The organism is Candidatus Villigracilis vicinus (genome assembly GCF_016702885.1).
Lineage (GTDB): Bacteria > Chloroflexota > Anaerolineae > Anaerolineales > Villigracilaceae > Villigracilis > Villigracilis vicinus.
The window spans coordinates 73,668-97,719 of record NZ_JADJDD010000025.1 but is presented as its reverse complement, the minus strand read 5'-3'; the positions used below and the strand labels follow the sequence as shown (position 1 = coordinate 97,719).

The following is a 24,052-nucleotide window of genomic DNA, read 5'->3' as shown; positions in this document are numbered from 1 at the left end:
GGGTCGTGATTTTCACGACCCGTTTGTGTTTAATTTGCAGCCCGTTATTTATTCCGGTTCGCTGGTTATTAAGCAGGGAGGGATGGTATCAGGCGTCTCGTTATTGAACCAGTTGGATACCTTGGAAACCAGATTTAACAACGAGGAGTTGATATCTTCGCCAACATACTGCTTGTACTCTGAGTCGCTAAGCGGGCGGTTGACAATGCTGCAGGCTTGTTGGTACCAATCCTCTTTCTTCAAATTCCATTGAATTAGCTGTCCACCTTCACTGGAAGATACCATTACTGTATCTGACAGGAACACTACGTTTTCAACGGGTGTTTCACTGCCAGTCAGCGGGGAGCCGATCATTTGCGGCTGGCATCCATTTTTGTCCCACTCTTTTGAGCAGCGTTTTGAGTCTAACTGCCAAAGCAGAACTGTATTATTATCGGTCGCGCTTGCCAGCCAATCGCCGCTTGGGCGGAAATTAACCGCCTCCATACTTTCGTTCAAACCCAGCACCTGCGGGGTGTGTTCATTGTTGGTAACGTTCCAGATGAGCAGGGTTTTATCGTCGCTGGTGGATGCGAGTAAGTTTGGATATTTGGGGTTGATTGCTATCAAGTTAACAGCAGATGCATGCCCTAACAATACTTTGGGGGAGGGAATGTTCTTAATATCTGTTAGATCGTAGGAATATATATCGGTTGCGAACCCTCCTACAAAAAGCTTTGAACCATCCTCATTATATGTTAGTGTAAACACCCCGGTCTCGTGTTTTAATGGTTCGGAAATCAGGGTTTGTGTTGCCACATCCCAGATCTTCACGGTTTGGTCGAAGCTTGCTGAAGCAATTTGGGTATCATCCGGACTGAATGTCAAAGCCCAAATTTCAGAATCGTGCGCATTCTCAATGTGCCAGACTTCCTCCCCTGTTTGAGCATCCCAAACTCGAATGGATGAGTCTGTGTAGCCAGAAGATGCCAGGAGCTTGCTGTTGTGGCTGTAGTCAAGTGAAAGAACCCCGCCTTCGTGCATCACATGCCTTTCATTCGATAGCGTGGTTCCATCAAAATCCCATAGATAAATATTGCCTGCCATGTCTGCCGCCGAAAATTGTTTGCCATCCGGAGAAACGGACATTGCCCATGTATCATCTTCCATGGTCTTTATAGGGGTTCCTATTTGGCTGTTCTGACGAGGATCCCAAAGGATAACGCTCTTGTCCGAGCTGCCGGTTGCAAGCCAGTCTCCTGAAGAATTATATGCAACTGCCCAGACAGAATTTGTATGCCCAGTCAACGTTTCAACCAGGTTCAATTGCCAGTTCCCATTATTTGTAATGACGGGCTGCCAGAGGCATACGGTGTTATCCCAGCTAACAGATGCGATCTCTCCGGTTATGGGGTCAAATGCCAGGTTTGTGACTGAGTTAATGTGACCACCCTCTACGCCGCTAATGGATTGCGCCAGGAGTTCGCCAGTGCTTGTATCCCAAAGCCAAACCCGATGATCTGAGCTTCCGGAAGCCAGCAGCGTTCCACTTGTATTAAACGCCACACCCCGGATTTCGACGACGCCTGCTCCGCTGGATTTGCAAACGGTTTCTGAATTCTTTTTGGGATCCCCATAGCTACAGGCGTGAAATTTCATCGTGCGCGACCTTGCGTCCCATACTGTAATATTTCCATCATCGCCGCCAACTGCGATCAGGTTTTTCGCAGGAGAAAATGCGATGCTATAGATCCTTACTGTAGGGTCTTCGGTCGGTATTTCCAGTGTTAACTTTGGATTCATTTTTCCGGTTTTGATATCCCAGAAAGTGAGTTGTGTTCCTGATGCAATAGCAAGATACTCGTGTCCAAATAAAGGAATGAATTCAAGGGCGCGGACCTTTTTATCCATCTCCCATACTTGAACAGGTTCGCAGCAATGTTGTGGATCCCATATAAAGACTTTCTTTTCATCGCCCGCTCCAGCCAGGACCTTACTGTTCGCACTGAATGCTAAACCAAGGATGCGCTGTGAGCCACCGGTAAATATTTGATGAGTCCTGGGGTTCGTAGTGGAGGTCATATCCCACAAGAACACTTGTCCAACGTCATTTGATGCGTTGCCTGTAGATGCCATCCAATGATCATCCGGGCTGAATGTTACAGTGCGAATCTCGTCTTCATGCCCGTGCAAATACATTTCCAACTTTGGCATGCTGTTCATACTGGTAATCAAACTTCCCAGTCTGGCTGGATCTGATTCATCCATTGTGTCACTGATATAGTTCGATTCAAGGCTTAATAGCAGGGCCAGGTCTGGTTGAGTGTCGACTAAGGTGATCGCTTGAGCAGCCAATTGACTGGCAAGTGCCTGCTGGCTTTTTCGAACTGCCTCGATCCCGCCAATAACCGCCGCGATCGCCAACAGGATCGAAACGACCAATGCGGCACTGACACCGATCAACGTGTTACGCTGCCGTCTGGTGGCATCCTGGCGGCTTGCGAAGATGTATTCGTTTTGTACCGGGTTTGGACGTGGTTCCTTGCCTTCAGAACTTTTTGAGAGCCATAATTCCGATTCTTGTAATTCGCTGCCTCGCAACAAATAGCTATTGTCTTGCGCTTTTTCTTTCCATTCGTTTGCTCTCTTCAAAATTACGGTGTGTTGGCTGACCCATTCTAGATCTGTCTTGAGCGCTTCAAGTAATTTTTGCATGGCGCCTTTGGGATCATCTGTCTCACGGTGGAAGATCCAGTTTAAAGAAGCCAGGTCGGCGGGAGTCGTTTTGGGGTCAATATTTTGATGAATAACAGGAAGCAGGCGTTTGTTGTATTCAACCGCGATCTGCAATTCCTTGGCGCATTCGTTGGAAAGGATCCAGTCTGGGCTGAGGATAAAGATCACTGCATTTGCTGCTTCGATGCCTTTGCGGATCTCGTCTTCCCATTTTGAGGATGGGGGAATGTTATTCCAATCTATCCATATCTTGTCTTCTGAATATCCGTGTTCCCCCAGGGTTTTAATAAAATCTTCAGTAAACCCCTTGTTTCGACGACAGTATGAAATGAAAAGCTCGGTCATTGGGAGCCTCCTTGATGCTTGCTTTTAATGGGATTAATTGCCTTTTCTTGCCACAAAAAATTGTAATGATATTGAAATTTTACCCCAGCCTAGCGTGACCAACCCTTCATTTTTGTGTTTAATAGCCGTGCCTAACAATGCTGTAATTTTTGCTTAAAACATGAAATTTTTATCAAGGAGATCGAATGAACTTAAATATCAATGCCACTGCCTTCATTTTTCCAGGGCAGGGGTCGCAAGCCGTGGGGATGGGAAAAAGCCTTGCTGAAGAACATGCTTCAGCTCGTGATGCTTTTTCTGAAGCCGATGCCATCCTGGGTTTCTCACTTTCAACACTGATGTGGAATGGGCCCGATGCCGAATTAAACGATACGGTCAATACTCAGCCCGCGTTGTTCCTGCATTCCATCGCTTCGTTCCGCACCTTTTCACGCCTCTTCCCAGACCTCAAGCCTGCAGTGCTTGCCGGACATTCTCTTGGTGAGTTATCGGCGTTGACCGCCTCTGGTGCATTATCTTTTGAAGACGGCTTGCGCCTCGTTCGAAAACGCGGCGAGTTAATGAAACGTGCAGGCGAGCTTGCTCCCGGCAGTATGGCTGCCATACTAGGTGTGGATATTCCCACCCTAGACAAAGTCTGTGCTGAAGCCAGTTCTGCGGATGAGCTTGTGCAGGTTGCAAACGATAACTGCCCGGGGCAGGTGGTCATCTCTGGTTCGAAGCCCGCGGTGGAGCGCGCCATGGTTGGAGCAAAAGCAGCCGGTGCCAAGCGCGCGTTGCCGCTGGCGGTTTCCATTGCTGCTCATTCACCATTGATGGCATCCATTCAAGAGGAATGGAATCAAGCAGTGGATTCGATCACAATGAACACACTGGAGATTCCTGTGATCGGAAATGTACATGCGTCCATTCTAAAGACAGCTGATGATGCCCGGGCAGATATCAAAGCCCAAATGCAATCGCGTGTACGGTGGACAGATAGTGTCAAGTTAATGAGCGAAATGGGCATGCGTTCGTTCGTAGAAGTAGGAACCGGTTCCGTATTAGGTGGTTTGGTCAAACGAATTATCAGCGAGGGAGTGAATTATCCACTGGGTAATCCTCAGGACTTTTCCGCGTTGGGGTAGTGCTTTTTTGTAACCCAAAGTGACAGTTGCTTTCCGGTACAATATTGCAGCTGTCACTTTTTGATTCAGGAACCATAAACCCGCCATGAAAATGAAACTTGCTGTTCTCCTGATATTTGTCCTTACTGTTGCATGTGAGCCTCTGGATGTTGAAACACCGGTTCTGCCGCCGGTTACCCAGATCTCGTTTTACGCAAGCGAAACGCCGCCGCCTTTCATCATCCCTGCCACTGATACGCCTCAGATCATTGTTCCGATCACGGAAACCTTGATTGAAGAGCCGATTGCTGTAACAGATACGCCTGTTCCGGCTCCTGTTGTGAAGCGATGGGAGGTTTACTTCACTGACCCTTTAATCATCAATGACCCGAATAATTCGAACGGTTCCATTGAAGACCGCTTGATCCAGTTTATCAATGGTGCGCAGGTTAGCATTCATATCGCCTCGTTTGAATTTAACCTGCCGCGCGTCACGGATGCCTTGCTCGCAGCAAAAGCTCGCGGCGTGGACGTGCGCTGGGTTACTGATAATGAAAACGGTTTGGATATTGATGCGAATCCGAACCGGGGGCAATTCACCCGCTTGATGGCTGGCGGAGTTGAGGTTAAGGATGATGCGGGGCGTTCTGCCTTGATGCACAATAAATTCTGGATCTTCGACCGTCAGATCACATGGACCGGTTCTACAAACATTACAGTTAATGGGATTTATAAACAAAATAACAATGCCATTGTGTTGTATTCGCCAGAGATTTCAGTGATCTATGAACGGGAATGGGAGGAGCTGTGGAATGCCCAATTAGGTCGGCGTGCGCCTTCCACTGTAAATACTCAATGGACGATTCTGGAGGGGACTCCTATTCAGGTTTTGTTTTCGCCAGAGGACAGTGCAGTAAGTCATTTGATCGCCTTGATTAATGATGCGCAGGTCAGTATTCGTTTTCTTGCTTTCAGTTTCACGGATTATCCAATGGCGCAGGCAATGATCGCGCGTGCCCAATCTGGCGTGGACGTGCAGGGAGTATTTGAAACCTTCGGCAGTAACAGCCCGCGTTCGGAGTTAAAGACGTTCTGGTGTGCTGGGCTGCCTGTGAGGCAGGACGGTAACTCAAGCTTTTTACACGATAAGATCATCATCATTGACAACAGCATTGTGGTGACGGGGTCTTTGAACTTCTCTTCCAGCGCCGATGAAGATAATGAAGAAAACGTTATTATCCTGGATAACCCGGAGATCGCTGGGCTTTATTTACAGGAATATCAGAAGTTATGGGATCAGGCAGTGAATGTGGAAACCGGCGCTTTTACTTGTGAGTAATTGTAAGCAAAGAAAGTAAATGATTTATCGGTTAAACCCAAGATACCTCAATTGCAACAAAAAAGACAGCCTTGCAAGCAAGGCTGTCTTTTTTGTTATTACTTGAATGCAACAGTGGGTGTGACGACCTTACTCGCGTAGCTGCTGCTGGTTTTTTCGCGCATTGCCCGGTCAAAGGCGCGTCGTTCCGCCTTCTGCGCATCGATCTTGCGCTGGACGTGCGGGGCAAAATAACCGGCATACCGCTTTTGCAATTCCGGGCGCTGCCAGTCATTGCCGCCAACTTTCCCGCGGCAAGTGGGCGCGCCGCATAAACATTCGAATTCGTCGTACGCCATCGTATCGCTCATGGCGTAATCGAAACAAACTTCCTCGCCGATTTGGATGTCGCGCATGGCAACAAGTCCAATCTGGCCCGAAAGACCCGCATTCGGATTGCACGAGTGATTGACATAATCTCCCTCTCCAATGGGGCGCGGTACCAGGAAGTGACGATCTTCTACCTGGATGCATAACATGCGCTCAAGTTCGGGTAGGTGGATAAAGGTCTCCCATTCATAAACAACGCCGCCGAAAACAGCAATTAACTCACCCTTCTTAATGGGTTCGATGGCGAAAATGCTGTTTCCGCTTTCGTCGGCTTTCAGGCGACCTTCCAACTTAGAAGACAGATAGGAACTCGGTTGCTTGGACATTCATATAATTACCTTTCGTTTTTTGTGGATTAAAGATTAACAGCGCCTCCCGCGGTGGACGAGCCGCGAAAAACGCCATTGATGTATCAATAATACATTAAATATCCGCAGTGTAAAGGTTTTAATTGCGCAGATTATTTTCGTTTGATTAATGATTCGTTATTGTGGAGTTCTTTGCAATTCATAAACGATATTGCATTGACGTGTTGAGTGCAAAAATGACATCGTCGATTCAAGACCTGTTTGCGCTTCATTTTCGCTCCGAATTGATTCCACCCATTTTGCCCTTATTTCCCCACAAAATACCCACATTACTCGATCCAATTTGCTCCCCAATCGGGCTCAGGATCGTTTGTGAGTTGCCTCATACCGGAGCCGTCTGCTTCCATGATGTAAAGATCTGCCTGATCGTTGTTGCGCAGGGAGTTGAAAACAATGAACTGACCATTGGGTGAATAGGATGCACCAGCATTATTGCCGCCGTCGGTTAATTGAGCGAAGCTGCCGCTGGCAACGTCGATCTTGAAGATATCTTTATCCCCAAACGGACCGGCGTATATCAAAAGTGACGTCCCATCAGGGGACCAGTCCACGCTGCCGCCAATGCCTTGCAGCCCTTTGGATATCTGGATGTGGTTCCGCCCATTCACATCCATCGTGAATATCTCGTATTCCTGGGGGACACCCGTATTCATGGCGTAGGCGATCTTTTCGCCATCGGGCGACCAACTAACAGAGACAATATCACCTGCTCCTGTATACACCAAATGCGGATTTAGACCGTCTGCGTTGACCATCCATATGGCGGTGGGATTATCGCCAACCCGGTTGGCGAAAACAATAAAACGCCCATCCGGTGAAAAATCTGGCGAGATAACATTGCCGACATTGTTCGTTACTTGAAAGACTTCCCGTTCGCTGAAGTTCAAAATGAAAAAGTCGAACGCAGGTCCACTGCGGTTGGAGGCGAAAAGCACTGAGCTGCCGTCCAGAGTAGAGATGGGATAGTAGTTGCTGGCTCCCATATCCGTTAACTGGACGAGGTTACTCCCGTCACGATTTATCATACATAGTTGGTTGTATTCGCCGCGGGTACAGGTGAAGACGATACGCCCGCCATTGGTCAACGTCGGACGCGGGGTGAGAGTGGCGGTTGGTTCGGGAGTGAAATCAACGACAATGGATGTGAAAACGATGGGTGTGGGGAGCAGCGTTTCTGCGGCGGGGCGTACGAAAAGAAAGAGCGAAAGAAAACCTGCGAGCAGGAGGAACAAAAAAACGGGAAAGTAACCCACGCGTCGAGTTGGTTTCTTCGGTGGAGTGATCGCTGCAAGGCGTTCCTCCAGTGGGATCGTATCTGCACGAACGGTGGTTGGTTGAGGTGCCGGGAGGAAATCCCAATCACTAAGGATGTTCGAGATGATTGGGGTCATTTCGGGGGTGGCACGCGATGGGACCTTTTCCAAGGGTAGTTGAGTACCAAGTGCAAGAGAGGACAGCAATTCGGTTGTTGATTTTAGGCGGTCATCCGGCGTTTTTCGTAAAGCCCATAGAACCATTCGTGAGAAGTTGTCGGGGATGTCGTGGTTGAGGGAGGCGGGAGCAGGCGGCGTTACGTCCAGATGCGTTTTGCGGATCGAGTCGCTGGTTTTCGGCGCGGACTTCCCGTTGATCCAGCTGCCTGTCGTCAATTCGTAGAGCAATACCGCCAGTGCATAAATATCTGCGGCGGGAGTGAGTGTTTGCTCGAGAAATTGTTCAGGAGCGTTGTATAGCGGTTGATACTTGCCGGGTTTGCTCTTCATTTTTGCGCCGACTGACTGGGCGCCAGCGATTCCGCAAAGAATGACTTCGCCCCGTTTGTTGATGCGGATCAATTCGGGGGCGAGGTGAAGATGGATTAGTTTTTGTTTGTGGAGGGTTTCCAACCCGTTGCAGATCTGTTTCGCGAAGAAGAGTGCTTCTACAGCATTTAATCTCCCGCGTTCGCGGACAGTTTTAAGTGAGGGACCGTCGACCCATTCTTCGAGCAGGCAGGTTTGTTCGGATGTTTTTTGGATTCCAAGGTATTTGTTTAAATTGGGATGACTGAGACCCTGCAAACGGGTTGAATTGACTTCAAGCTCCTTAAGCGCTTCAGGATTGCTTGAAATGGATTTAGGCAGGATGGTAAGTGCAAGCGGCAGGTTGCTGCGTTCATCGGTGACGCGGTATAACTCGCCCAACGGTGTGATGCCGATGAGCTCTTCAACCCGATATTGATTGAATAAAATTTTATGCGTAACCGCGGACGCCATTATGGATTCTTAGAGCGCCCATGCCAGCATCAAGCCGAAGATGGCGATCATCAAGCCGATATGCAGGAAGAGATTACTGGTGGCAAGCAGTGAACCAGGGACGATAAATTGAATCAGCAGGTTGAGGAAGATCAAAACTAATCCAATGATCGGCAACAAGCCTTTGCGGTGAGCAAGATAGTTGGAAAGATTATCAAGTAGTTTAGAGATCATACTTCCTCCAGGTCGTTTTCTTCTTCAGCGATATGGGGGGAACTGCTGTTCGGTTTTATTTTCCAGGCTGCAAATTGCGCCAAAAGCCTGCCGGGGATGCTGCCATGGATGATGACGCCGCCGCGTTCGTGTTCCACACGCTCTACCTGCCCAAGCTCATGAAAAAGTGAGATCAAAGCTCCTTCTTTATAAGGGAGGCGCACACCGATCTGCTCATAGGCTTCGAATAATTCAGCCTGAACCAGCATGAGCAAATTATCGATTCCTGTGCCTTTCAGTGCAGATATGGCAACCGACTTGGGGAAGTTTTCCAGAATGCGCGCGGCATTTTCCGGATCTTTCAATTGGTCTGCCTTGTTCAAGGCGGTGATCATGGGAATATGATTCGCGCCGATCTCTTCCAATGTTTGCAGCACGGCTTGATACTGCCCCAATGCATTGGGGTGAGAGATATCGACCATGTGCAGGAGCAGGTCGGCTTCAGCGATTTCTTCCAGTGTTGCATGGAAGGCGGCGATCAATGCGGTGGGAAGTTTCTGAATGAATCCAACCGTATCGGTAATGAGGGCAAGGTTATCCCCAGGGAGTTGTACTCGGCGGGTGGTTGGGTCTAAGGTCGCAAATAATTGATTGGCAACATAAACATCTGCTTTGGCGAGGCGGTTTAGCAGAGTGGACTTCCCGGCATTCGTATAGCCAACAAGTGCGACGGTTGGAATGCGTGAACGCTTGCGTTGGGCACGATAGCGCAGACGATGTGCCTCTACTTTCTCAAGTTCGGTTTTGATATGCGAGATACGTTTGCGAATAGTTCGGCGGTCAACTTCCAATTGGGTTTCACCGGGACCGCGTAAACCCACACCGCCTGTCGAACCGGCTCGTCCGCCGCCGCCGCCTGCCTGACGCTCCAAATGTGTCCATGCGCGGGTGAGGCGGGGGAGGTTGTATTCGTACTGAGCAAGCTCCACTTGCAGCATGCCTTCTTTTGTGTGGGCGTGTTGAGCAAAGATGTCGAGGATCAGCGCGGTACGGTCAATAACGCGGATGTTCTTGCCGAGCGCTTTTTCCAATTCACGCTGGTGGCGCGGTGATAATTCATCATCAAAAATGACAACTTCTGCCAGGGTTTCCTCAGAGAGTAGTTTGAGTTCTTCCACCTTGCCGGGACCGATGTATGTTTCGACGTGCGGGCGACTGAGTTTTTGGGTGATCTCACCAACTACATCCACACCGGCGGTATCTGCCAGTAAGGCTAGTTCTGCGAGAGAGTCTTCAAGGGAAAGGAGTTGTTTGTTATCGTGAAGTTCCACGCCCGCTAAAAAGGCGCGTTCACGCGGAGGGGTCGTTGGTTGGGGTATTTTCTTTGCCACTGGTTTCCGTTTCTAATTTTTGCTTGTCGTTATTTCCAAAGAATTTGATCATCACCGGGTTGCTAGGCTCGGTGCGTGTGGGTAACAGAATATGGAATGTGGAACCCGGTAATTTTACTTCGTCATAGCCTGCAGATTCGACCCAGATCGTACCGCTGTGTGCTTCAATGATACCGCGTGTAATAGAGAGACCCAGCCCCGGTCCGCCGCCTTTGAATTTGGTCTTGCCGCTTGAGTGCAGATCGGTCCTGCCAAGCTGACCAAACTTATCGAAGATCAAGGTCTGGTTTTCGGGAGAAATGCCGATGCCTGTGTCGCTCACTGTTACTTCAATAAATCCGGGGAGCATGCGCCCGTCAATGGTGATGGTCCCTTTATCGGGCGTGTACTTGATCGCATTTGTGACTACATTGTTGAGCGCCTGATACAGGCGTTCTGAGTCACCGTAGATCATCATATCACTGCCTTCAAATTCGTTGATCACCAGGTTCTGTCTGCGATCGGCAATAGGTTTTTTGAACTCGTTGCGCATGAGGTTCAACAGATGGCTGATCCACATGGGCTGAATATTGAGGGTCAGTAGATTGTTATCGATCAGGGAGACATCGATCATGTCGTCAATAATGTCGCGCAGGCGTAAAATGCCGGTATTTACGCCGCTCAGATAATTTTTCATCTGAGCCTGTTCTGAATTTTGCACCAAATCTGCCATCATGGACGTGTAGCCTTCAATGAGGGTCAGTGGGGTTTTTAGTTCGTGTGCCGCCACTGAAATGAATTTGGATTTGTTCTGGTCGAGGGTTTGCAGTTTTTCCTGTACCAGCCCCAATTCCTTGGAGATGTGCGCAACGCGGGTTTCCATTTCATAGCGGATCACCACACTCAAACTGTGTGTGAGTACTGGTGTCACTGCTGCCAGCAGTTCCAGGGCGTCCTTGTACTCCAGATGATCTTGTGCCACTTCGATGGTAAGTGCGATCATCCGATTAAGTACAAAAGAGACGTTGTAATCGGCTTGTTCCAGGTTTGTTTCTGTGGGGGAGCGTCCCCAATCATACAGAATGGGATCCAGCCAGGCGGTATCACCGCTGATAATGGTCTGTTCAAGCAGTTCGTAAAAGCGTTCCAGTTGTTCGGAAAAACCTGCACGCACACCTTCCCCTGCGGCCAGTTCGCGGGAAATGCGTTCCACCCATGTAGCGCGTATTTTTTGCAGCGAAGTTTGTACTACCATTCCCGTAAGTTTACGCCCAGTCCCAACTTTTGACCATACTGTTATTCCCCCGTTCGGCTGGCTGCCCAGTGCCAGAGGGTGTCGCCCACGGCTTGCAGGCTTTCTGGAGAAACTTTGTCTGGCGTATCGGCTGTGGTATGCCAGTACGGGTAGTCGAAATCAATGATATCCACAGCGGGGATGCCCTTCTCAAGGAAGGGGGTATGGTCGTCCAACATGCTGTGTTTTTCGGTTTGAATGAACACATTTCCGTACCCAAGCCGGGCTGCCGTTTCCCAAATTTCAGCGCGGATGGTCTTGTCGGAGTTTTTTTCGTAATAAAGGTTCAGGTCGGCATCCCCGATCATATCCACGATCACCACGGCTTGGGGTTGGATGGGTATTTCCTCTACAAAGGCGCGTGAACCGAGGATCCAGTCCCAGCCTTCGATGCGTCCGTTGTCTTCCGTGTCAAAGAAGACCAGCCACACAGGAATGGTACTCTCCGGCAGGGTACGAGCCAATTCGAGCAAAACTGCCACACCGGAAGCGCCGTCGTTGGCGCCGGGCACAGGTTGCGTGCGCTTACTTTCGTCGGGGTCATTATCTGCGGCGAAGCGCGTATCGTAATGTGCGGCAAAAATGATCTGTGGCTGCTCGCTGCTGCGTTTGGCAATGAGATTGTAAATAGGATGACCCAGTCGCTCCGACTCGTGGAATTCCACCGTCCATCCGGCAGATTCCAACTCCTCACGCATCCATTCGCGGACTTGGGCATGCCCCTCCGACCCGGGTGTACGCGGTCCCATATCCACCTGTGTTTGGACATCTATGTAAGCACGTGCCCCGTCAAAAGATTCTGGTTGTGCGGTGACGCCGGCGGTAGCCGTGGTGAAGTTAACAGCTGCGGTTTCGCCCGCAGATTCAGTACCAGCTCCAAAGGTTAGAAATGAAGCGGTGTACCATCCGGCTACGATCAATAACAAGCCGCTGATCAAGGTCAGATAAAGGACGACAGCGCGTTTATTCATCATGGATTGGCTTGCAAATAATTATCCAATGTTTGTGCAGCGCGGTCTGCGTAGGCTTGCCCCTTTTCGCGTTTGCCGATCTTCTTCTCCAAGCCAAGTTCAGGCAGGATGCCGAAATTGGCTTTCATTGGTTGAAAATCTTTGAGGCTGGCATGGGTGATGTAATGACACAAGGCACCCAGCATGGACTCTTGCGGCAGGGTAAGCAGGCTTTGTTCCTTTAGCCATCGCGCGGCGTTAAGCCCTGCCACAAGACCTGTAGCGATATTGCCCATGTAACCTTCCACGCCGGTGATCTGACCTGCGAAGAATAAATCATCTCGCGTGATGTGCTGCAAAGTGGGGCGCAGAAGTTTGGGAGAAGCGATAAAGGTGTTGCGGTGCATCTGTCCGTAGCGCTCGAACTCGGCATTTTCCAAGCCAGGGATCATGCGTAAGACACGGCGCTGTTCGGGGAATTTCAAGTTTGTTTGAAAGCCGACGATATTATATAAACTTCCGGCGAGATTGTCCTGCCGTAACTGCGCCACAGCGTGCGGACGTTTGCCGGTTTGCGGGTCGCGCAAGCCGACCGGACGCATGGGACCAAACGCCAGAGATTCGTCGCCGCGTTCTGCGATGATCTCGACTGGCAGGCAGCCTTCAAAGAAGTGCCCGGCTTTCACGCCGCTTTTGATGGCATCTTCAAAGGCGCGCAATTCGATCCGTTCGGCGGTGCGGAGTGCATTGAGAAATTCGTAATACTGCTCCTTTGTGAAGGGGCAGTTGATGTAATCACCTTCCTCCTGCTCGCTCTTGTCGTAACGCGAGGCGCGGAAGGCAATGTTCATGTTGATGCTTTCGGCACGGACAATGGGAGAGATGGCGTCGAAAAAGAATAGGTGCTCGTCGCCGCTCAATGCCGCAATGGACTTGGAGAGGTTGTCTGAGGTGAGGGGTCCGCTGGCGATGATGACAGGTTGGGCGGGTATCTCCTTTACCTCTTCGCGGATCAACTCAATATTTGGGTGGCTTTGAATTTTCTCAGTAACGCGGCGGGCAAAGGCTTCTCGGTCTACGGCGAGAGCTGCCCCGGCAGGGAGTGCCGTTGCTTCAGCGCATTCCACTAAAAGCGAATTCAACCGGCGCAGTTCATTTTTCAGAACACCGGAGGCGCGGTCAGATTGGTTGGAGCCGAGTGAATTCGAGCAGACGAGTTCAGCCAGATCATTGGTCACATGCGCGCCTGTCGGGTTGCCGGGGCGCATTTCATAAAGTTTTACTTGAATGCCTTGCTGGGCAAGCTGCCAGGCGGCTTCACTTCCGGCGAGTCCGCCGCCAATTACGATCATAGTATTCATAGGGCGCTATTTTACCATCCGGAAAACTCAAGGAGCTTGCATCGTAATGTATAATTTGAACAGCACATACCATGCAGACTGATACCCTCATAGATTCCCAACTCAAAGAAGCAGTGCAGCTTACCGGTGCATTGTGGGCTGTTTTGGCGGAACGCGTCGGAGGGGTTTGGCTGGTGCGGGCTTCGCATCATTTGAATAAGTCTGCTCAGAATGAGTTGACCGGTATTATGGCTGGCTCATCCACAGATGCGTGGTTGTGTGGTGCGCTGAGTGGGGGACATACGCGCTCGGCAGAGATCCCGGAAAATAATTCAGTAGGGCAGGGGCGTTTTTTTGCCTTTCCCATTTCTAATAGTTCCAAATTGATTCTCGTAGGCGCGTTGGATCAGCCCGCTGCCGCGCAACGGATCTGGCGACTCACGGCTTCCTTGCTTGCCGGTCAATTCACACCGAAAGGGCAGGCGCTTCTGCCTGACCTGCAATCTGGCCTGGCTTTCGACCTGCCGCTTGCCCTCGAAAAAGTTCTCAGCAGTTTCGTGCAGGCAGTGGCTTGTCAGGGAGCCTGGCTAGCCATCCGCCGCGGCGACGCGCTCGACATCCAAGCCGAATGGAACGCGCCGAAGTCACGTGGCGCCTCCTTATTGATTGATGACAATCCGATCTTCCGCCGGGTGAACCGGTCTCTGTCTGACCTGTTGCTTACTCGCGGTCAACCTAATTTTGACCAACTTCCATTCACTGCCATGAAACCCAGCGGCGGCGCATGGATCTGCCTGCCATTAGTTATTGGGCAACGCTTGATCGGCATTGTAGCGATGTGGCGTCAAAAGGACTTTACGATGGCAGAGCGAGGTCAACTGCGCGAGTTGGCGGCGAGTGTCCCGCAGACGGTGGATATTGTTGTTACCTTTTCCGAGATGTCTTCTCATTTGAGGCGTCTGGGTTTGCTCAACGATTTCGTGTTGACCGTATCTTCGGCGCAAAACCTTGATCAGATCGCGCGGCGCATGTTTGGCTTGCTTTCACGTGCGTTTAACACGGAATTGATCGCCCTCTTCCTTCGTTCCAGTGACGGACGTATTTTGCGTGATTATCGCCTGCTCGAAGGAAAATTGAACGTCATCAGCGTTTCTGTGGCAGATCATCCCATTCAGCCGTTATTGAAAGAGGGTCGGGTTCGTCGCATTTCGGATTCGTCGCGTGAAGGTTTTGTCGGCATTCATAAGACTGCCCGTTCCGAACTGGTCGTCCCGTTGCGTTATCGCGGACAGGCAACCGGCGTACTGGTCATTGAAAATTCTCATGCCGAGACGTTCAGCCAATATGATGAACATCTCATGGTGGTGATCGCAAGCCATCTGGCAGGGTTGATCGAATACACCCGTCTGCGTGAGGAAGCGGAAGGCAGGGCGAGGAGCTTGGGGTTGATCCATGAAGTCGTGCAACAAGTCATTGGCTTGAACGATAAAAAAGAGGTCGCTTCCATTACGGCTGAATTGGTTGCGCAATATTTCAAGTATGAGCTTGCTGCCATTCTGCTTATGGATGGACGAAGCGAGTATTCCATTCAAGGCATTGGTGGTACACAGGCGCAGATCTTTAAGGAGGCATTAGGAGATCAGGAATTCCTGCAATTGAGCGGGGTAACGGGGCATGTCTCCCGCAAAGGCGAAAGTGTTTTGCTCAATGACACGACCCAAAGCAAACTTTATAAATCATCCAAGGGTTGGCTGGCGCGTTCGGAAATATGTGTTGCCGTAAAGGATGGCGAACAAATACTCGGTATTATTGATGTCGAAAGCCGTGAACTCAACGCTTTTTCACATAACGACCTCATTGCGATGGAAGCGCTGGCGGGTATTCTTGCTTCGGTGGTAACCAGCGCAAACCAATATCAGAAACTGCAGGAGACCGTCCGGCAATTGAGAATGACGGAGACTGAGCTCAAAGAGCGCATGGAAGCCCAGCGTGCTGCAGAGAATCGACTTTTGCAAGCGGCAAAACTTGCTGCAGTCGGTGAAATGGCGGCGGGTGTGGCGCACGAATTAAACAACCCGCTGACCACAGTGACGGGTTTTTCTGAGTTGGTACTGGAAGACCTACCCGAAGATTCGGCTCATCGGCAGGAGTTGCTCATGGTCTTGCAGGAGGCGCGGCGGGCAAGTTCGGTCGTGCGCCGCTTACTGGATTTCTCACGGCAGGGCGAGCGCATCCGTGCTAATGCTGATTTGAACGAGGTTGTGAATGATGTGATCGCATTGACGCGGCATTTGCTTCAGACAAATAATGTTGCACTCATTCTTGACCTGGATGAATCACTTCCCTGGGTATCCATTGACTCGAATCAAATGAAGCAAGTCCTGCTCAACCTAATTCATAATGGGTTACAAGCCATGCCCAAGGGCGGCGAGATGCAGGTGCGTACCTTTTTGGGAAAGCGTGAAAACAGGGACTGGATCGTCCTGTCTGTGCGTGATACGGGGACGGGAATTACACCTGAAGACCAATCCAAGATCTTTGAGCCGTTCTTTACCACCAAGGGCAATCGCGGCGGCACAGGGCTGGGACTTTCGGTTACGTATGGCATTGTTGCCGATCATGGCGGGACGATCGAGGTATTAAGTCAGACTGGGCGCGGCTCGGTTTTTGAAGTCTGGCTGCCGTTATGATAGTGAATGTAGGTCGGGCTATGTACTCAGAATTTATTTTCCGCTGGACCATTATTTTAGCCAAAAATTACATGATGGGTTTCAGCCCCGCTCTACGAGCAGGATAGGCTTATGGAATCACCTTTTGTTTACGTCGTTGATGATGAACCTGGCATTGCCATGCTATGTGACCGCGTACTTACCCGCGCTGGCTATCGAGTTGCCACTGAGACCAATCCGCGTAAGGCAGTTGACTATTTTGAAGATAACCCGATCGATCTGCTGCTTGTAGATATCCGCATGCCGGATGTGGATGGTTTCGAAGTTATTCAGCACGTCCAACGTTGGCAGCCCGATGCTGCGATCCTCATCATGACCGGTCATGGCACGGTGGATACCGCCATTCGTGCCCTGCGGCAAGGCGTCGATGGTTTGATCCTCAAACCGTTCAAGCAGGGTGCCGAACTTGTCGATGCCGTTCAGCTGGCGTTTGCAGATAATCAAAAGAAACGCGATGCCGCCCGTACACAGGCACTTCGTCCGCTCTTTGCTATCACAGAGTCATTACTCTCTGAAAGACGGCAGGCGCCGCTGCTTGATCTAATCATCAAAGCCATTGGCGGGCAATTAAGTTGTTCACAGGCGGCATGCTACCAAAAAAAGAACGATGTGCAGGGATACACCCGTCTTGCTGCACGCGGGGCATCAGAATCCAAACCATTGATGGAGTTACTAGCCCGCGCCACTACGACGGATTCGCCTATCCTGATCAACATTGCCGGTCCTGGTGACCATGCTCTCAAAGCGCTTCTTGCAGACCTCGAACTGGGTTCGGCGATTCTCGCGCCTGTACGCCACCCCAGCCTTAGCACAGTTTTCTTTGCGGCACGCGGAGTCAGTGAGCCTGCCTTCCGCGAATCAGATCTGGAGATGTTCCAAATTCTGGCAAGGCAGGCTGCCACGGCGCTTGAGAATTCACGGTTGTATGCTGAGCAATTGGAGTATGTACGCCAGATCGAAGCCTCACAGAAGGCATTGATCCAAGCCGAAAAGATGGCTGCCGCCGGGCGTTTAAGCGCATCCATTGCACATGAGATCAATAATCCATTACAGGCTGTGCAAAACTGTCTACATCTTGCCGGGCGTAATGACCTGCCTGAAGAAAAACGCAAGGAATATTTTGATCTGGCACGCACAGAACTTGAACGCCTGATGGTCACTGCCCGACGCATGCTTGATTTTTATCGCCCAAATGCCGTCACCCAAACCAAGGTCAATCTGGTGGATATGTTGGAATATGTCTTGAGCCTGATGGCGAAGCAGATGTCTGAGGCGAAGGTGAACGTGATCAAGGATATTCGTGACGACTTGCCGTTGATCACAGCGGTGGGGAGTCAGATCCAGCAGGTTTTCATAAACTTGATCTTGAACGCTGCTGACGCCATGGCGCCTGAGGGTGGCGATTTGCGCATTACTGCCCGCACCTGGGAGGATGGGGTTGAATTTTTATTTCAAGACAGCGGAAAGGGGATTTCAAGCGAGGAACAAGCCAATATCTTTGAACCCTTCTTTAGTACCAAAGATGGAGGCACAGGGTTGGGCTTAACCGTAAGTTACAATATAATTACCGCACACGGAGGCTCGCTCGAACTGCTCGTCGACCGCGCTCCCGGGGCTTGTTTTAGAATCCTACTGCCAACCGGAGGAACACAATGAAGTCTAACATCCTTGTCGTTGATGACGAACCTGTAGCCCGGCAATCCCTATCTGATATTCTAAAGCTTGAGGGGTTTATCGTTTCTTCCGTCCCGAATGGGCAGGCGGCTGTTGAGCACATCCGCACCCATGCCGTGGACTTAATGATCGTTGACCTGAAAATGCCGGGAATGGATGGGCTGGAAGTCATTCAGGTCGTGAATCAATCTTCACCTGAAACCGAGATCATCCTTTTAACAGCGCATGGTTCCATCGAAACTGCCATTCAGGCGTTGCGATTACGCATCCATGATTATTTATTAAAGCCCGCTTCCCCCGCGCAGATTCTTGCCAGCGTAAAGAAGGGCTTGGGTCGACGCAGCCGTTCACGGGTCAATAATGCCGCAGTGACCGGTACCGAATCTACCCAGGAAGTATATACGCTCAAAGATGGCACCATGGTCGATCTTTCCCGGCGTCAGATCCGTTTCAAGGGCAAGATCGAACATCTAACGCCTGCCGAAGGACGCTTGTTACGCATCCTGATGGAAAATGAGGGCAAGGTCTTTTCGCATCGCGAACTAGTGCTGCTTGTACAAGGCTACGACACTTCAGCGCGCGAAGCTCCCGAGATCCTGCGCCCGCTTGTCAGTCGCCTGCGCCATAAGTTGGAAGCCTTCCCGTCCCTTTCAGAAAAAGTTGTCAGTGTGCGCGGAACGGGGTATCTATACGAGGGCGGGTAGTTTTGTTTGGTGGTATTCGATAAAAAAGGAGACAGCTGAGAATGGCTGTCTCCTTTTTTATCGTGAGTCATTATGACTGGCGTGATCTTGAAAAATTAATTTTCCATTCCCTTTAATTTCATGTACACTGCTTCCAGAACGCCGCCTGCAACGGATAGGGCTTTGTCAGAGACGAAATGGATCATACTCGGATCATTGCGTGTGTCCACATCACCGATCTTCATCCCTTCAGTGGCTTGCACACGCGAGTGGATTAATCCGCGCAGAATCCCATCGAACGGGCTAATAATGGTTTTGCCGCCTACTGTTGCGATCGTTTCCCCTTCTTTGCAAAGATCGCCAATCCTTTTCTTCGTTTCAACATTTCCAGCCGCCGGTGCGCGCAAGACCCGGCGCTGGTCACCGTCGGGTTGACGGCTGTCTGGCGAAGCTTTTCCTTCCCAGTACACCCTGCCGAGAGCATGTCCGCGTTGGGTTTCGATCACAGCGTGGCAGTTGGCTCCGGCTGTAAAACCAGGTCCAAGCCCGATATGAAGCGCAACGTTCACTGGCAGCGGATCGGGCTCTGCTTTTGTGAGGCGTGCATCTACAACAAAAGTGAAATTTGGACTTGTTAGAAATTGATTATTGAGGATGTTTGCAGTTGGATCGACCAAAACTGGAATCTCGCCCGCTTCCATCGTGACTTGGAACTGGTCTCCTGAAACAAGCCTTGCCGTTACGCCTTCAACAGTTTGAGTGCCCTCATAAACCGCCTCAGAAAATGAGACAGTGCGCCGCACGGCGAGGGGCTTCTCGAGCTCAAGGATCGCAACTTGAAACCCGACACGGTGCAGGCGAAGCGCAACCCCTGATGCCAGATCTCCGCCGCCGCGAATAAGAATGAGTGGATTCATGGAGTGTCCTCTGAAATGGGATGATGCGCTTGTTCCTGAAACAGCAAACCGAACGCATATGTGGTGATGTATATAAAAATGAACAGCGAAGAAAATACGCTGATGAACATAATGGCTTGCAAGCTGGGATGTGTTGCATAATACAGCATCTCGCGTATACGTTCGAAAGGATGCAGGAGCATATCCCATGAATTCCAACGCAGGAAGCGACCCATATAGATGCCAACGCCGCATAAGGTGCTGACGATCATCACAAAGACCCAACCTGTAACACGCCCGAAGGCTTTGCGCACAATATCCTGCATCAGGAATAACGAAAAAATACCGAGCAGAATTCCCGTCCAGGCAAACCAGTTGATGAGCAGGGTGTCGAACCAGATGGGGATATTCTCACGCGGATGACGTAAATGGAACAAGTCGGTCAGAATGTATGGCGCGTTGGGGAAAAATAAGAGCCAAAGCAGGGCGGCAATCGGAACGGTCAATGTGACAAAGCGGCGCTTACCTGCAAAACTTGAGGCTGTATAAGCCATGCCAAGCGGCAGCCAGGCGAGAAAAAGGTTCCACATCAGGAAGTCGTAATCCATTGTACCGCTCATTATGGTGCGGATGCGGAATAACGCTACAGAGATCAGGCTTGCTATGCACAATAGACCAACAACGGCAAGACGAAATCGGGCGGGTTTGATCTTTTCGTAAAACTGTTTGAACATTTTGCCTCCAGGCTTTTGTGCATTGTATGCACGCCTGCTTCCAATCTCTTCCAAAGCCTATCTGACCGGTTGTGTGGGCTGCGTAGACGCCATTTGTTCCGGCGAACTTTGTGCGAGTGTTGATTGTTCCTGTAACATATGGCTGAATGAATACAGTAATAAAAAGATAAATAAGAAAAAGATTGTATACAACAGGGTGAAGGCAGCCAGCCTGCGGCTGGGGTCAATGACGATACCGAGGATCTCCATGGCGGTTTCTGTTGGGTTCTGTAGAATATCCCACGAGTTTAGTCGGACAAAACGCCCGATGTAAACCCCAAAGCTGCTCAGCCCCGAAATAACGAATACAAATATCCAGCCCATCCAGCGGTTGAAAGTTCTGGCGATGATATCCTGCATAAGATACAAGGAAATGACCCCTAACAAAGTGCCAGTCCATGAACACCAAACGACAATGATGACATCGTACCAGAGCGGGGCTTCCCTGCCGGTTCCACGCGCAAGGTCTTGAAGGTCGGTCAACATGTATGGAGCATTGGGGAAGAACAAGAGCCAGAGGAAGGCGACCAAAGGGATGACAAGGTACACCCACATGCGTTTCCATGATAGGGCGTGTGCAAAGTATGAAAGGATGAACGGGATCCATGCCAGGAAAAGGTTCCAGATCAAGCCAGAATGACGGGTAGAGTCTGTATATACCACGCGAGCACCAACCAAGACAATGCAAGTCAGGCATGCGAGGTTTAGCAGCACAAAGACGGCAATGTTGTGGCGGTTGCGAAAGATAAAATTTTTGATCCGTTGCGGGTTCATAATTTCTTTCGGAAGAAGAGGATCATATCCAGGTCGCCGGGGGAGAATCCCAATTCTGTAAGGACGGCGGCAGCCTCGCTGCGATGCTGCATGCCATGATTGACAACGTGTGCCATGGCTTCCCAAAGCGTGTTCTCGAACTTTACGCCCTCCATGCTTGTATATTGAAATAGCGTTTTCAAACGTTCTTCGGTTATTCCTTCCACGAATTTCATCAAGTCATCTTCTTCCTGTGCCCAGCGTGAGCGCAGGACCTCAAAAGTTGGAAAGTCTTCCGGTTTCAAACGTGTTGTTGGCGATTCGCCGGTCCAGCGTTTGCACCAGACCCATTCGGCAAAGAGGGTATGCACAAGAATGCCGCGTAAATAGCGGTGTGGATGTCCTGCAGGTGCAAGGAATTGCTCCGGGCTGAGTTTGGCAACCGTATCAAGAATGCGTGCATTCGCCCATTGGTTGTATCTGTAAAGCTTCTGAATGTATTGTTGATTCAAGTGAACTCCTTGTCTGCTTATATGGAAAGAAATATGACCCCCAATGATCGAATCTAATGACCTAAAAATTCTAACAGAATTCTGTTAACCTCGCTTGCGCGTTCGTAATGCGGAATGTGCCCGCAATCCTCAAAGGCGTGAAATTCTGCATGTGGGATCGCTCGTATGATATCTGCGCTGTGCTCAAATGGGACGGTGGCATCCTGCTTACCCCAGAATAAGAGCGTTGGGATCTTTAGCCCTCCAATCCTTTTATAGGTTTCTATAAAGGAATCCAGCATCCCATTGCGCATACTGGATAGGATGGCGCGCTTGAATCCTTGATACTGCATTTGGACTTGATATTTTTCCTGAAATTGTTGCACTAATTCGGGCGTAAAAAGGTCTGAGGCTATCCCTTTTATCATGCTGTTGGTTCCAAATAAACCGATAGCCAGCTCGCCAAAAACTGGCATTTTCACCGCCTTGAGAAAAGGCGAAAGTGTAACGGCTCTTGCGCCGGAAGGGTCGATCATGATGTGTTTTTTCACGGACTCAGGATGGGCGGCAATGAAGGAACTGGTGACGGGTCCTCCCATGGAAACTCCGCAAAGATTAATGCGCTTAAAGTCTAAAGCTTCCAGCAATTCCCGGAGTTGACGTACGAATAATGCCGCATCGTAGCGCATGCGAGGTCTATCTGAGAAGCCGCGTCCGAGCAGGTCGTAGCGCAGAACACGGAAGCCCTGGCTGCAGAGAAACTCAAAGGTGGGGTCGTAAATAAAATACGGGACGGAGAATCCATGCACGAGGACGATGGGTTGTCCCTTTGGGTTGCCGCCTTCCTCAAAGTGAGTTACTCCGCTTGGCAGGGTGATGAACGATCCAGGCAATTCTTTGCGGGTCTCATCGTTCAACGCAAGCGTTTCGTCAAGGTAGGGAAAGGTCATTTTGTTGTTGGAACTGCAAAGGCACAAAGACGATTAAGTGCTTTTTGTGTCTATGTGCCTTTTAAAAGTTTTGGAGTTTTTATTATCTTTCCAGCAGACCGAGGACTGCGGGCAGCAATTGTTTCTTTCTGGAAACCACGCCAGCGGCGTCACGGGTTCCGTCGGGCATGGGCGGATAGGGCAGGTCGTCAAGAATTGGCGGGGCAGAAGATGAAAGCAGCAGACGGCTGGTGCCGCGGACGACATCGGTGACGAGCAGCATGGCAAAGTCCAGCCCGCGTTTTTCACGCAGTTCATCGAGGGCTTTGGTGAGCGGGGAGAGATGTTCCGAAAGCTGCATGATATCGGTTACTTCGGCTTGGGCGACCGCGAACTTGAAACCGCCGCCCTCGAATGGTTTGATATCTGTGCTGACGATCTCTTCCGGTTTGCGGTTGGAGAGTCCCGCTCCGGCACTGAGAACGGCTTTCCCGAAAGAATCGATGGTCTCGCCTTGCAGCGGGCTGCCGCCAACGAACGCCCAACGCGCCAATCGCTCGGCTGCGGCTCGGTCTCGTTCTGTTGTGGTGGGAGAGGTTAGGATGAGCGTATCAGATAAAAGTCCAGAAAGAAGCGCACCAGCAATGGCGGGAAGGGCAGACAAGCCTGCTTCCGCTATCTGTTCTGTGACGAGTGTGGATGTCGATCCGACCACATCTACCGTGAAGCGAATGGGCTGATGGGTATACGGGTTGCCAAGCCGGTGATGGTCGAGGATCTCCAGCAATTCGGCTTCTTCGAGCGCGGCAATGGATTGGCGCGGTTCGTTATGGTCAACGAGGATGATCTTAAGGCGCGGCGGGTTTAGGATGTTGCGCTGGCGTGCAATGCCAAGGTAACGTCCACTTTCGTCTACGACCCAGTAGTCGTCGATCTCGGCGCGCAGGATGCGGTTGAGTGAGTCACGGATGTGGGCATTTGATTGAAATTTAGGGACATTCGTATCGGCGGCATCGCGGCACTGGGCAGACATCATTTCACGCACGGTCGTATCGCCAGGGCGTGGACCGAGTGTGTCGCTGAAATATTTGAACAGACTCATACCGTTAACCATGCCATACGGAGTCCCATCTTCATTGACGATGGGAGCAAGCCCGCCGGTGCGGCTGGCGAGCGTCCAGGCGGAACCAAGCTGCGCATCAGGGCGTAGACTGTCGAGCCGTTGCATGACAGAATCGAAACGCGGTGATGCATCGGTAAGCAGGTAGGGGGCATCCAATTTGAGGGTTTTTAGCACCCATGAGGTCTGAGCGTTTAATGCCCCGGCTCGGGCTGCGACGGTGTTGAGCCCATCCCGTTCGCGCAACAACCAGGCATAGCCCATGGCGGAAGCAACAGAGTCGGTATCGGGGTTGATGTGTCCTACAACATAGATCTGATCAGGCATTCTTTTCTTTTCTTCCTTGAATTCTTTTATCCCC

Annotated in this window: 19 protein-coding genes; 5 read left to right on the top strand and 14 right to left on the bottom strand. The window is 50.6% G+C overall.

Features of this window, described 5'->3' with window-relative positions:
• Positions 1–48: 48 nt before the first annotated feature.
• Entirely contained in the window at positions 49–3,060 is a 3,012-nt protein-coding gene (locus tag IPG80_RS16210) for a TIR domain-containing protein (RefSeq protein WP_345108860.1), read from the bottom strand.
• Between the two features lie 185 nt (positions 3,061–3,245).
• Here IPG80_RS16210 and fabD point away from each other — a divergent pair, with 185 nt between their 5' ends.
• Positions 3,246–4,187, top strand: coding sequence for an ACP S-malonyltransferase (gene fabD / locus IPG80_RS16205; protein ID WP_345108858.1), 942 nt, complete (start codon positions 3,246–3,248; stop codon positions 4,185–4,187).
• 85 nt (positions 4,188–4,272) lie between these two features.
• Positions 4,273–5,505: a phospholipase D-like domain-containing protein gene (locus IPG80_RS16200; protein WP_345108855.1), complete on the top strand. Its 1,233-nt coding sequence runs from the start codon at positions 4,273–4,275 to the stop codon at positions 5,503–5,505.
• 98 nt (positions 5,506–5,603) lie between these two features.
• Here IPG80_RS16200 and IPG80_RS16195 read toward each other — a convergent pair whose 3' ends face one another.
• From IPG80_RS16195 to trmFO, 7 genes are all read right to left on the bottom strand, one after another.
• Positions 5,604–6,200, bottom strand: coding sequence for an SET domain-containing protein-lysine N-methyltransferase (locus IPG80_RS16195; protein ID WP_345108852.1), 597 nt, complete (start codon positions 6,198–6,200; stop codon positions 5,604–5,606).
• Between the two features lie 311 nt (positions 6,201–6,511).
• Positions 6,512–8,497, bottom strand: a complete 1,986-nt coding sequence (locus IPG80_RS16190) for a protein kinase (RefSeq protein WP_345108849.1) — start codon at positions 8,495–8,497, stop codon at positions 6,512–6,514.
• Positions 8,498–8,506: 9 nt separating this feature from the next.
• Positions 8,507–8,710, bottom strand: coding sequence for a hypothetical protein (locus IPG80_RS16185; RefSeq protein ID WP_345108846.1), 204 nt, complete (start codon positions 8,708–8,710; stop codon positions 8,507–8,509).
• Positions 8,707–10,080, bottom strand: a complete 1,374-nt coding sequence (hflX, locus tag IPG80_RS16180) for a GTPase HflX (protein WP_345108844.1) — start codon at positions 10,078–10,080, stop codon at positions 8,707–8,709. Before hflX ends, IPG80_RS16185 begins: the two co-directional genes overlap by 4 nt.
• Positions 10,040–11,314 carry a HAMP domain-containing sensor histidine kinase gene (locus IPG80_RS16175; protein ID WP_345108841.1) on the bottom strand — a complete coding sequence of 425 codons (1,275 nt, stop codon included), beginning with the start codon at positions 11,312–11,314 and terminating at the stop codon, positions 10,040–10,042. Before IPG80_RS16175 ends, hflX begins: the two co-directional genes overlap by 41 nt.
• A 41-nt stretch (positions 11,315–11,355) precedes the next feature.
• Positions 11,356–12,327, bottom strand: coding sequence for a M28 family peptidase (locus tag IPG80_RS16170; RefSeq protein WP_345108839.1), 972 nt, complete (start codon positions 12,325–12,327; stop codon positions 11,356–11,358).
• On the bottom strand, positions 12,324–13,664 hold the full coding sequence (gene trmFO / locus IPG80_RS16165) for a methylenetetrahydrofolate--tRNA-(uracil(54)-C(5))-methyltransferase (FADH(2)-oxidizing) TrmFO (RefSeq protein ID WP_345108837.1): 1,341 nt from the start codon (positions 13,662–13,664) through the stop codon (positions 12,324–12,326). The genes IPG80_RS16170 and trmFO overlap by 4 nt, the downstream gene beginning before the upstream one ends.
• 71 nt (positions 13,665–13,735) lie before the next feature.
• Between trmFO and IPG80_RS16160 the strand changes: the two genes are divergently transcribed.
• The 3 genes from IPG80_RS16160 to IPG80_RS16150 all read left to right on the top strand — a co-directional run bounded on the left by IPG80_RS16160 (position 13,736) and on the right by IPG80_RS16150 (position 18,750).
• Positions 13,736–16,333, top strand: a complete 2,598-nt coding sequence (locus tag IPG80_RS16160; RefSeq protein WP_345108835.1) for a GAF domain-containing protein — start codon at positions 13,736–13,738, stop codon at positions 16,331–16,333.
• Positions 16,334–16,444: 111 nt separating this feature from the next.
• Complete coding sequence (locus tag IPG80_RS16155; RefSeq protein WP_345108832.1) at positions 16,445–18,028, top strand: response regulator; 1,584 nt, start codon at positions 16,445–16,447, stop codon at positions 18,026–18,028.
• The gene (locus IPG80_RS16150; protein WP_345108829.1) at positions 18,025–18,750 is read left to right on the top strand and encodes a response regulator transcription factor; all 726 of its coding nucleotides are present in this window, start codon (positions 18,025–18,027) and stop codon (positions 18,748–18,750) included. The genes IPG80_RS16155 and IPG80_RS16150 overlap by 4 nt, the downstream gene beginning before the upstream one ends.
• A 95-nt stretch (positions 18,751–18,845) precedes the next feature.
• Here the strand turns inward: IPG80_RS16150 and yqeB are convergent, their stop codons facing one another.
• The 6 genes from yqeB to IPG80_RS16120 all read right to left on the bottom strand — a co-directional run bounded on the left by yqeB (position 18,846) and on the right by IPG80_RS16120 (position 24,018).
• Complete coding sequence (gene yqeB / locus IPG80_RS16145) at positions 18,846–19,646, bottom strand: selenium-dependent molybdenum cofactor biosynthesis protein YqeB (RefSeq protein WP_345108826.1); 801 nt, start codon at positions 19,644–19,646, stop codon at positions 18,846–18,848.
• Positions 19,643–20,359 carry a DUF1361 domain-containing protein gene (locus tag IPG80_RS16140; protein WP_345108824.1) on the bottom strand — a complete coding sequence of 239 codons (717 nt, stop codon included), beginning with the start codon at positions 20,357–20,359 and terminating at the stop codon, positions 19,643–19,645. The genes yqeB and IPG80_RS16140 overlap by 4 nt, the downstream gene beginning before the upstream one ends.
• Before the next feature lie 57 nt (positions 20,360–20,416).
• Positions 20,417–21,172 carry a DUF1361 domain-containing protein gene (locus tag IPG80_RS16135; protein WP_345108821.1) on the bottom strand — a complete coding sequence of 252 codons (756 nt, stop codon included), beginning with the start codon at positions 21,170–21,172 and terminating at the stop codon, positions 20,417–20,419.
• Positions 21,169–21,663 carry a DinB family protein gene (locus IPG80_RS16130; RefSeq protein ID WP_345108817.1) on the bottom strand — a complete coding sequence of 165 codons (495 nt, stop codon included), beginning with the start codon at positions 21,661–21,663 and terminating at the stop codon, positions 21,169–21,171. The genes IPG80_RS16135 and IPG80_RS16130 overlap by 4 nt, the downstream gene beginning before the upstream one ends.
• Positions 21,664–21,716: 53 nt before the next feature.
• Positions 21,717–22,592 carry an alpha/beta hydrolase gene (locus tag IPG80_RS16125; RefSeq protein ID WP_345108814.1) on the bottom strand — a complete coding sequence of 292 codons (876 nt, stop codon included), beginning with the start codon at positions 22,590–22,592 and terminating at the stop codon, positions 21,717–21,719.
• An 82-nt stretch (positions 22,593–22,674) separates the two neighbouring features.
• Positions 22,675–24,018: a DHHA2 domain-containing protein gene (locus tag IPG80_RS16120; protein WP_345108812.1), complete on the bottom strand. Its 1,344-nt coding sequence runs from the start codon at positions 24,016–24,018 to the stop codon at positions 22,675–22,677.
• Positions 24,019–24,052 lie beyond the last annotated feature (34 nt).

What these genes read in the sequence shown, in the direction of transcription:
- IPG80_RS16210 (WP_345108860.1), bottom strand. Translation starts at nt 3,060, where the DNA reads ATGACCGAGCTTTTCATTTCATACTGTCGTCGAAACAAGGGGTTTACT.
- fabD (WP_345108858.1), top strand. Translation starts at nt 3,246, where the DNA reads ATGAACTTAAATATCAATGCCACTGCCTTCATTTTTCCAGGGCAGGGG.
- IPG80_RS16200 (WP_345108855.1), top strand. Translation starts at nt 4,273, where the DNA reads ATGAAAATGAAACTTGCTGTTCTCCTGATATTTGTCCTTACTGTTGCA.
- IPG80_RS16195 (WP_345108852.1), bottom strand. Translation starts at nt 6,200, where the DNA reads ATGTCCAAGCAACCGAGTTCCTATCTGTCTTCTAAGTTGGAAGGTCGC.
- IPG80_RS16190 (WP_345108849.1), bottom strand. Translation starts at nt 8,497, where the DNA reads ATGGCGTCCGCGGTTACGCATAAAATTTTATTCAATCAATATCGGGTT.
- IPG80_RS16185 (WP_345108846.1), bottom strand. Translation starts at nt 8,710, where the DNA reads ATGATCTCTAAACTACTTGATAATCTTTCCAACTATCTTGCTCACCGC.
- IPG80_RS16175 (WP_345108841.1), bottom strand. Translation starts at nt 11,314, where the DNA reads ATGGTAGTACAAACTTCGCTGCAAAAAATACGCGCTACATGGGTGGAA.
- IPG80_RS16170 (WP_345108839.1), bottom strand. Translation starts at nt 12,327, where the DNA reads ATGATGAATAAACGCGCTGTCGTCCTTTATCTGACCTTGATCAGCGGC.
- trmFO (WP_345108837.1), bottom strand. Translation starts at nt 13,664, where the DNA reads ATGAATACTATGATCGTAATTGGCGGCGGACTCGCCGGAAGTGAAGCC.
- IPG80_RS16160 (WP_345108835.1), top strand. Translation starts at nt 13,736, where the DNA reads ATGCAGACTGATACCCTCATAGATTCCCAACTCAAAGAAGCAGTGCAG.
- IPG80_RS16155 (WP_345108832.1), top strand. Translation starts at nt 16,445, where the DNA reads ATGGAATCACCTTTTGTTTACGTCGTTGATGATGAACCTGGCATTGCC.
- IPG80_RS16150 (WP_345108829.1), top strand. Translation starts at nt 18,025, where the DNA reads ATGAAGTCTAACATCCTTGTCGTTGATGACGAACCTGTAGCCCGGCAA.
- yqeB (WP_345108826.1), bottom strand. Translation starts at nt 19,646, where the DNA reads ATGAATCCACTCATTCTTATTCGCGGCGGCGGAGATCTGGCATCAGGG.
- IPG80_RS16140 (WP_345108824.1), bottom strand. Translation starts at nt 20,359, where the DNA reads ATGTTCAAACAGTTTTACGAAAAGATCAAACCCGCCCGATTTCGTCTT.
- IPG80_RS16135 (WP_345108821.1), bottom strand. Translation starts at nt 21,172, where the DNA reads ATGAACCCGCAACGGATCAAAAATTTTATCTTTCGCAACCGCCACAAC.
- IPG80_RS16125 (WP_345108814.1), bottom strand. Translation starts at nt 22,592, where the DNA reads ATGACCTTTCCCTACCTTGACGAAACGCTTGCGTTGAACGATGAGACC.
- IPG80_RS16120 (WP_345108812.1), bottom strand. Translation starts at nt 24,018, where the DNA reads ATGCCTGATCAGATCTATGTTGTAGGACACATCAACCCCGATACCGAC.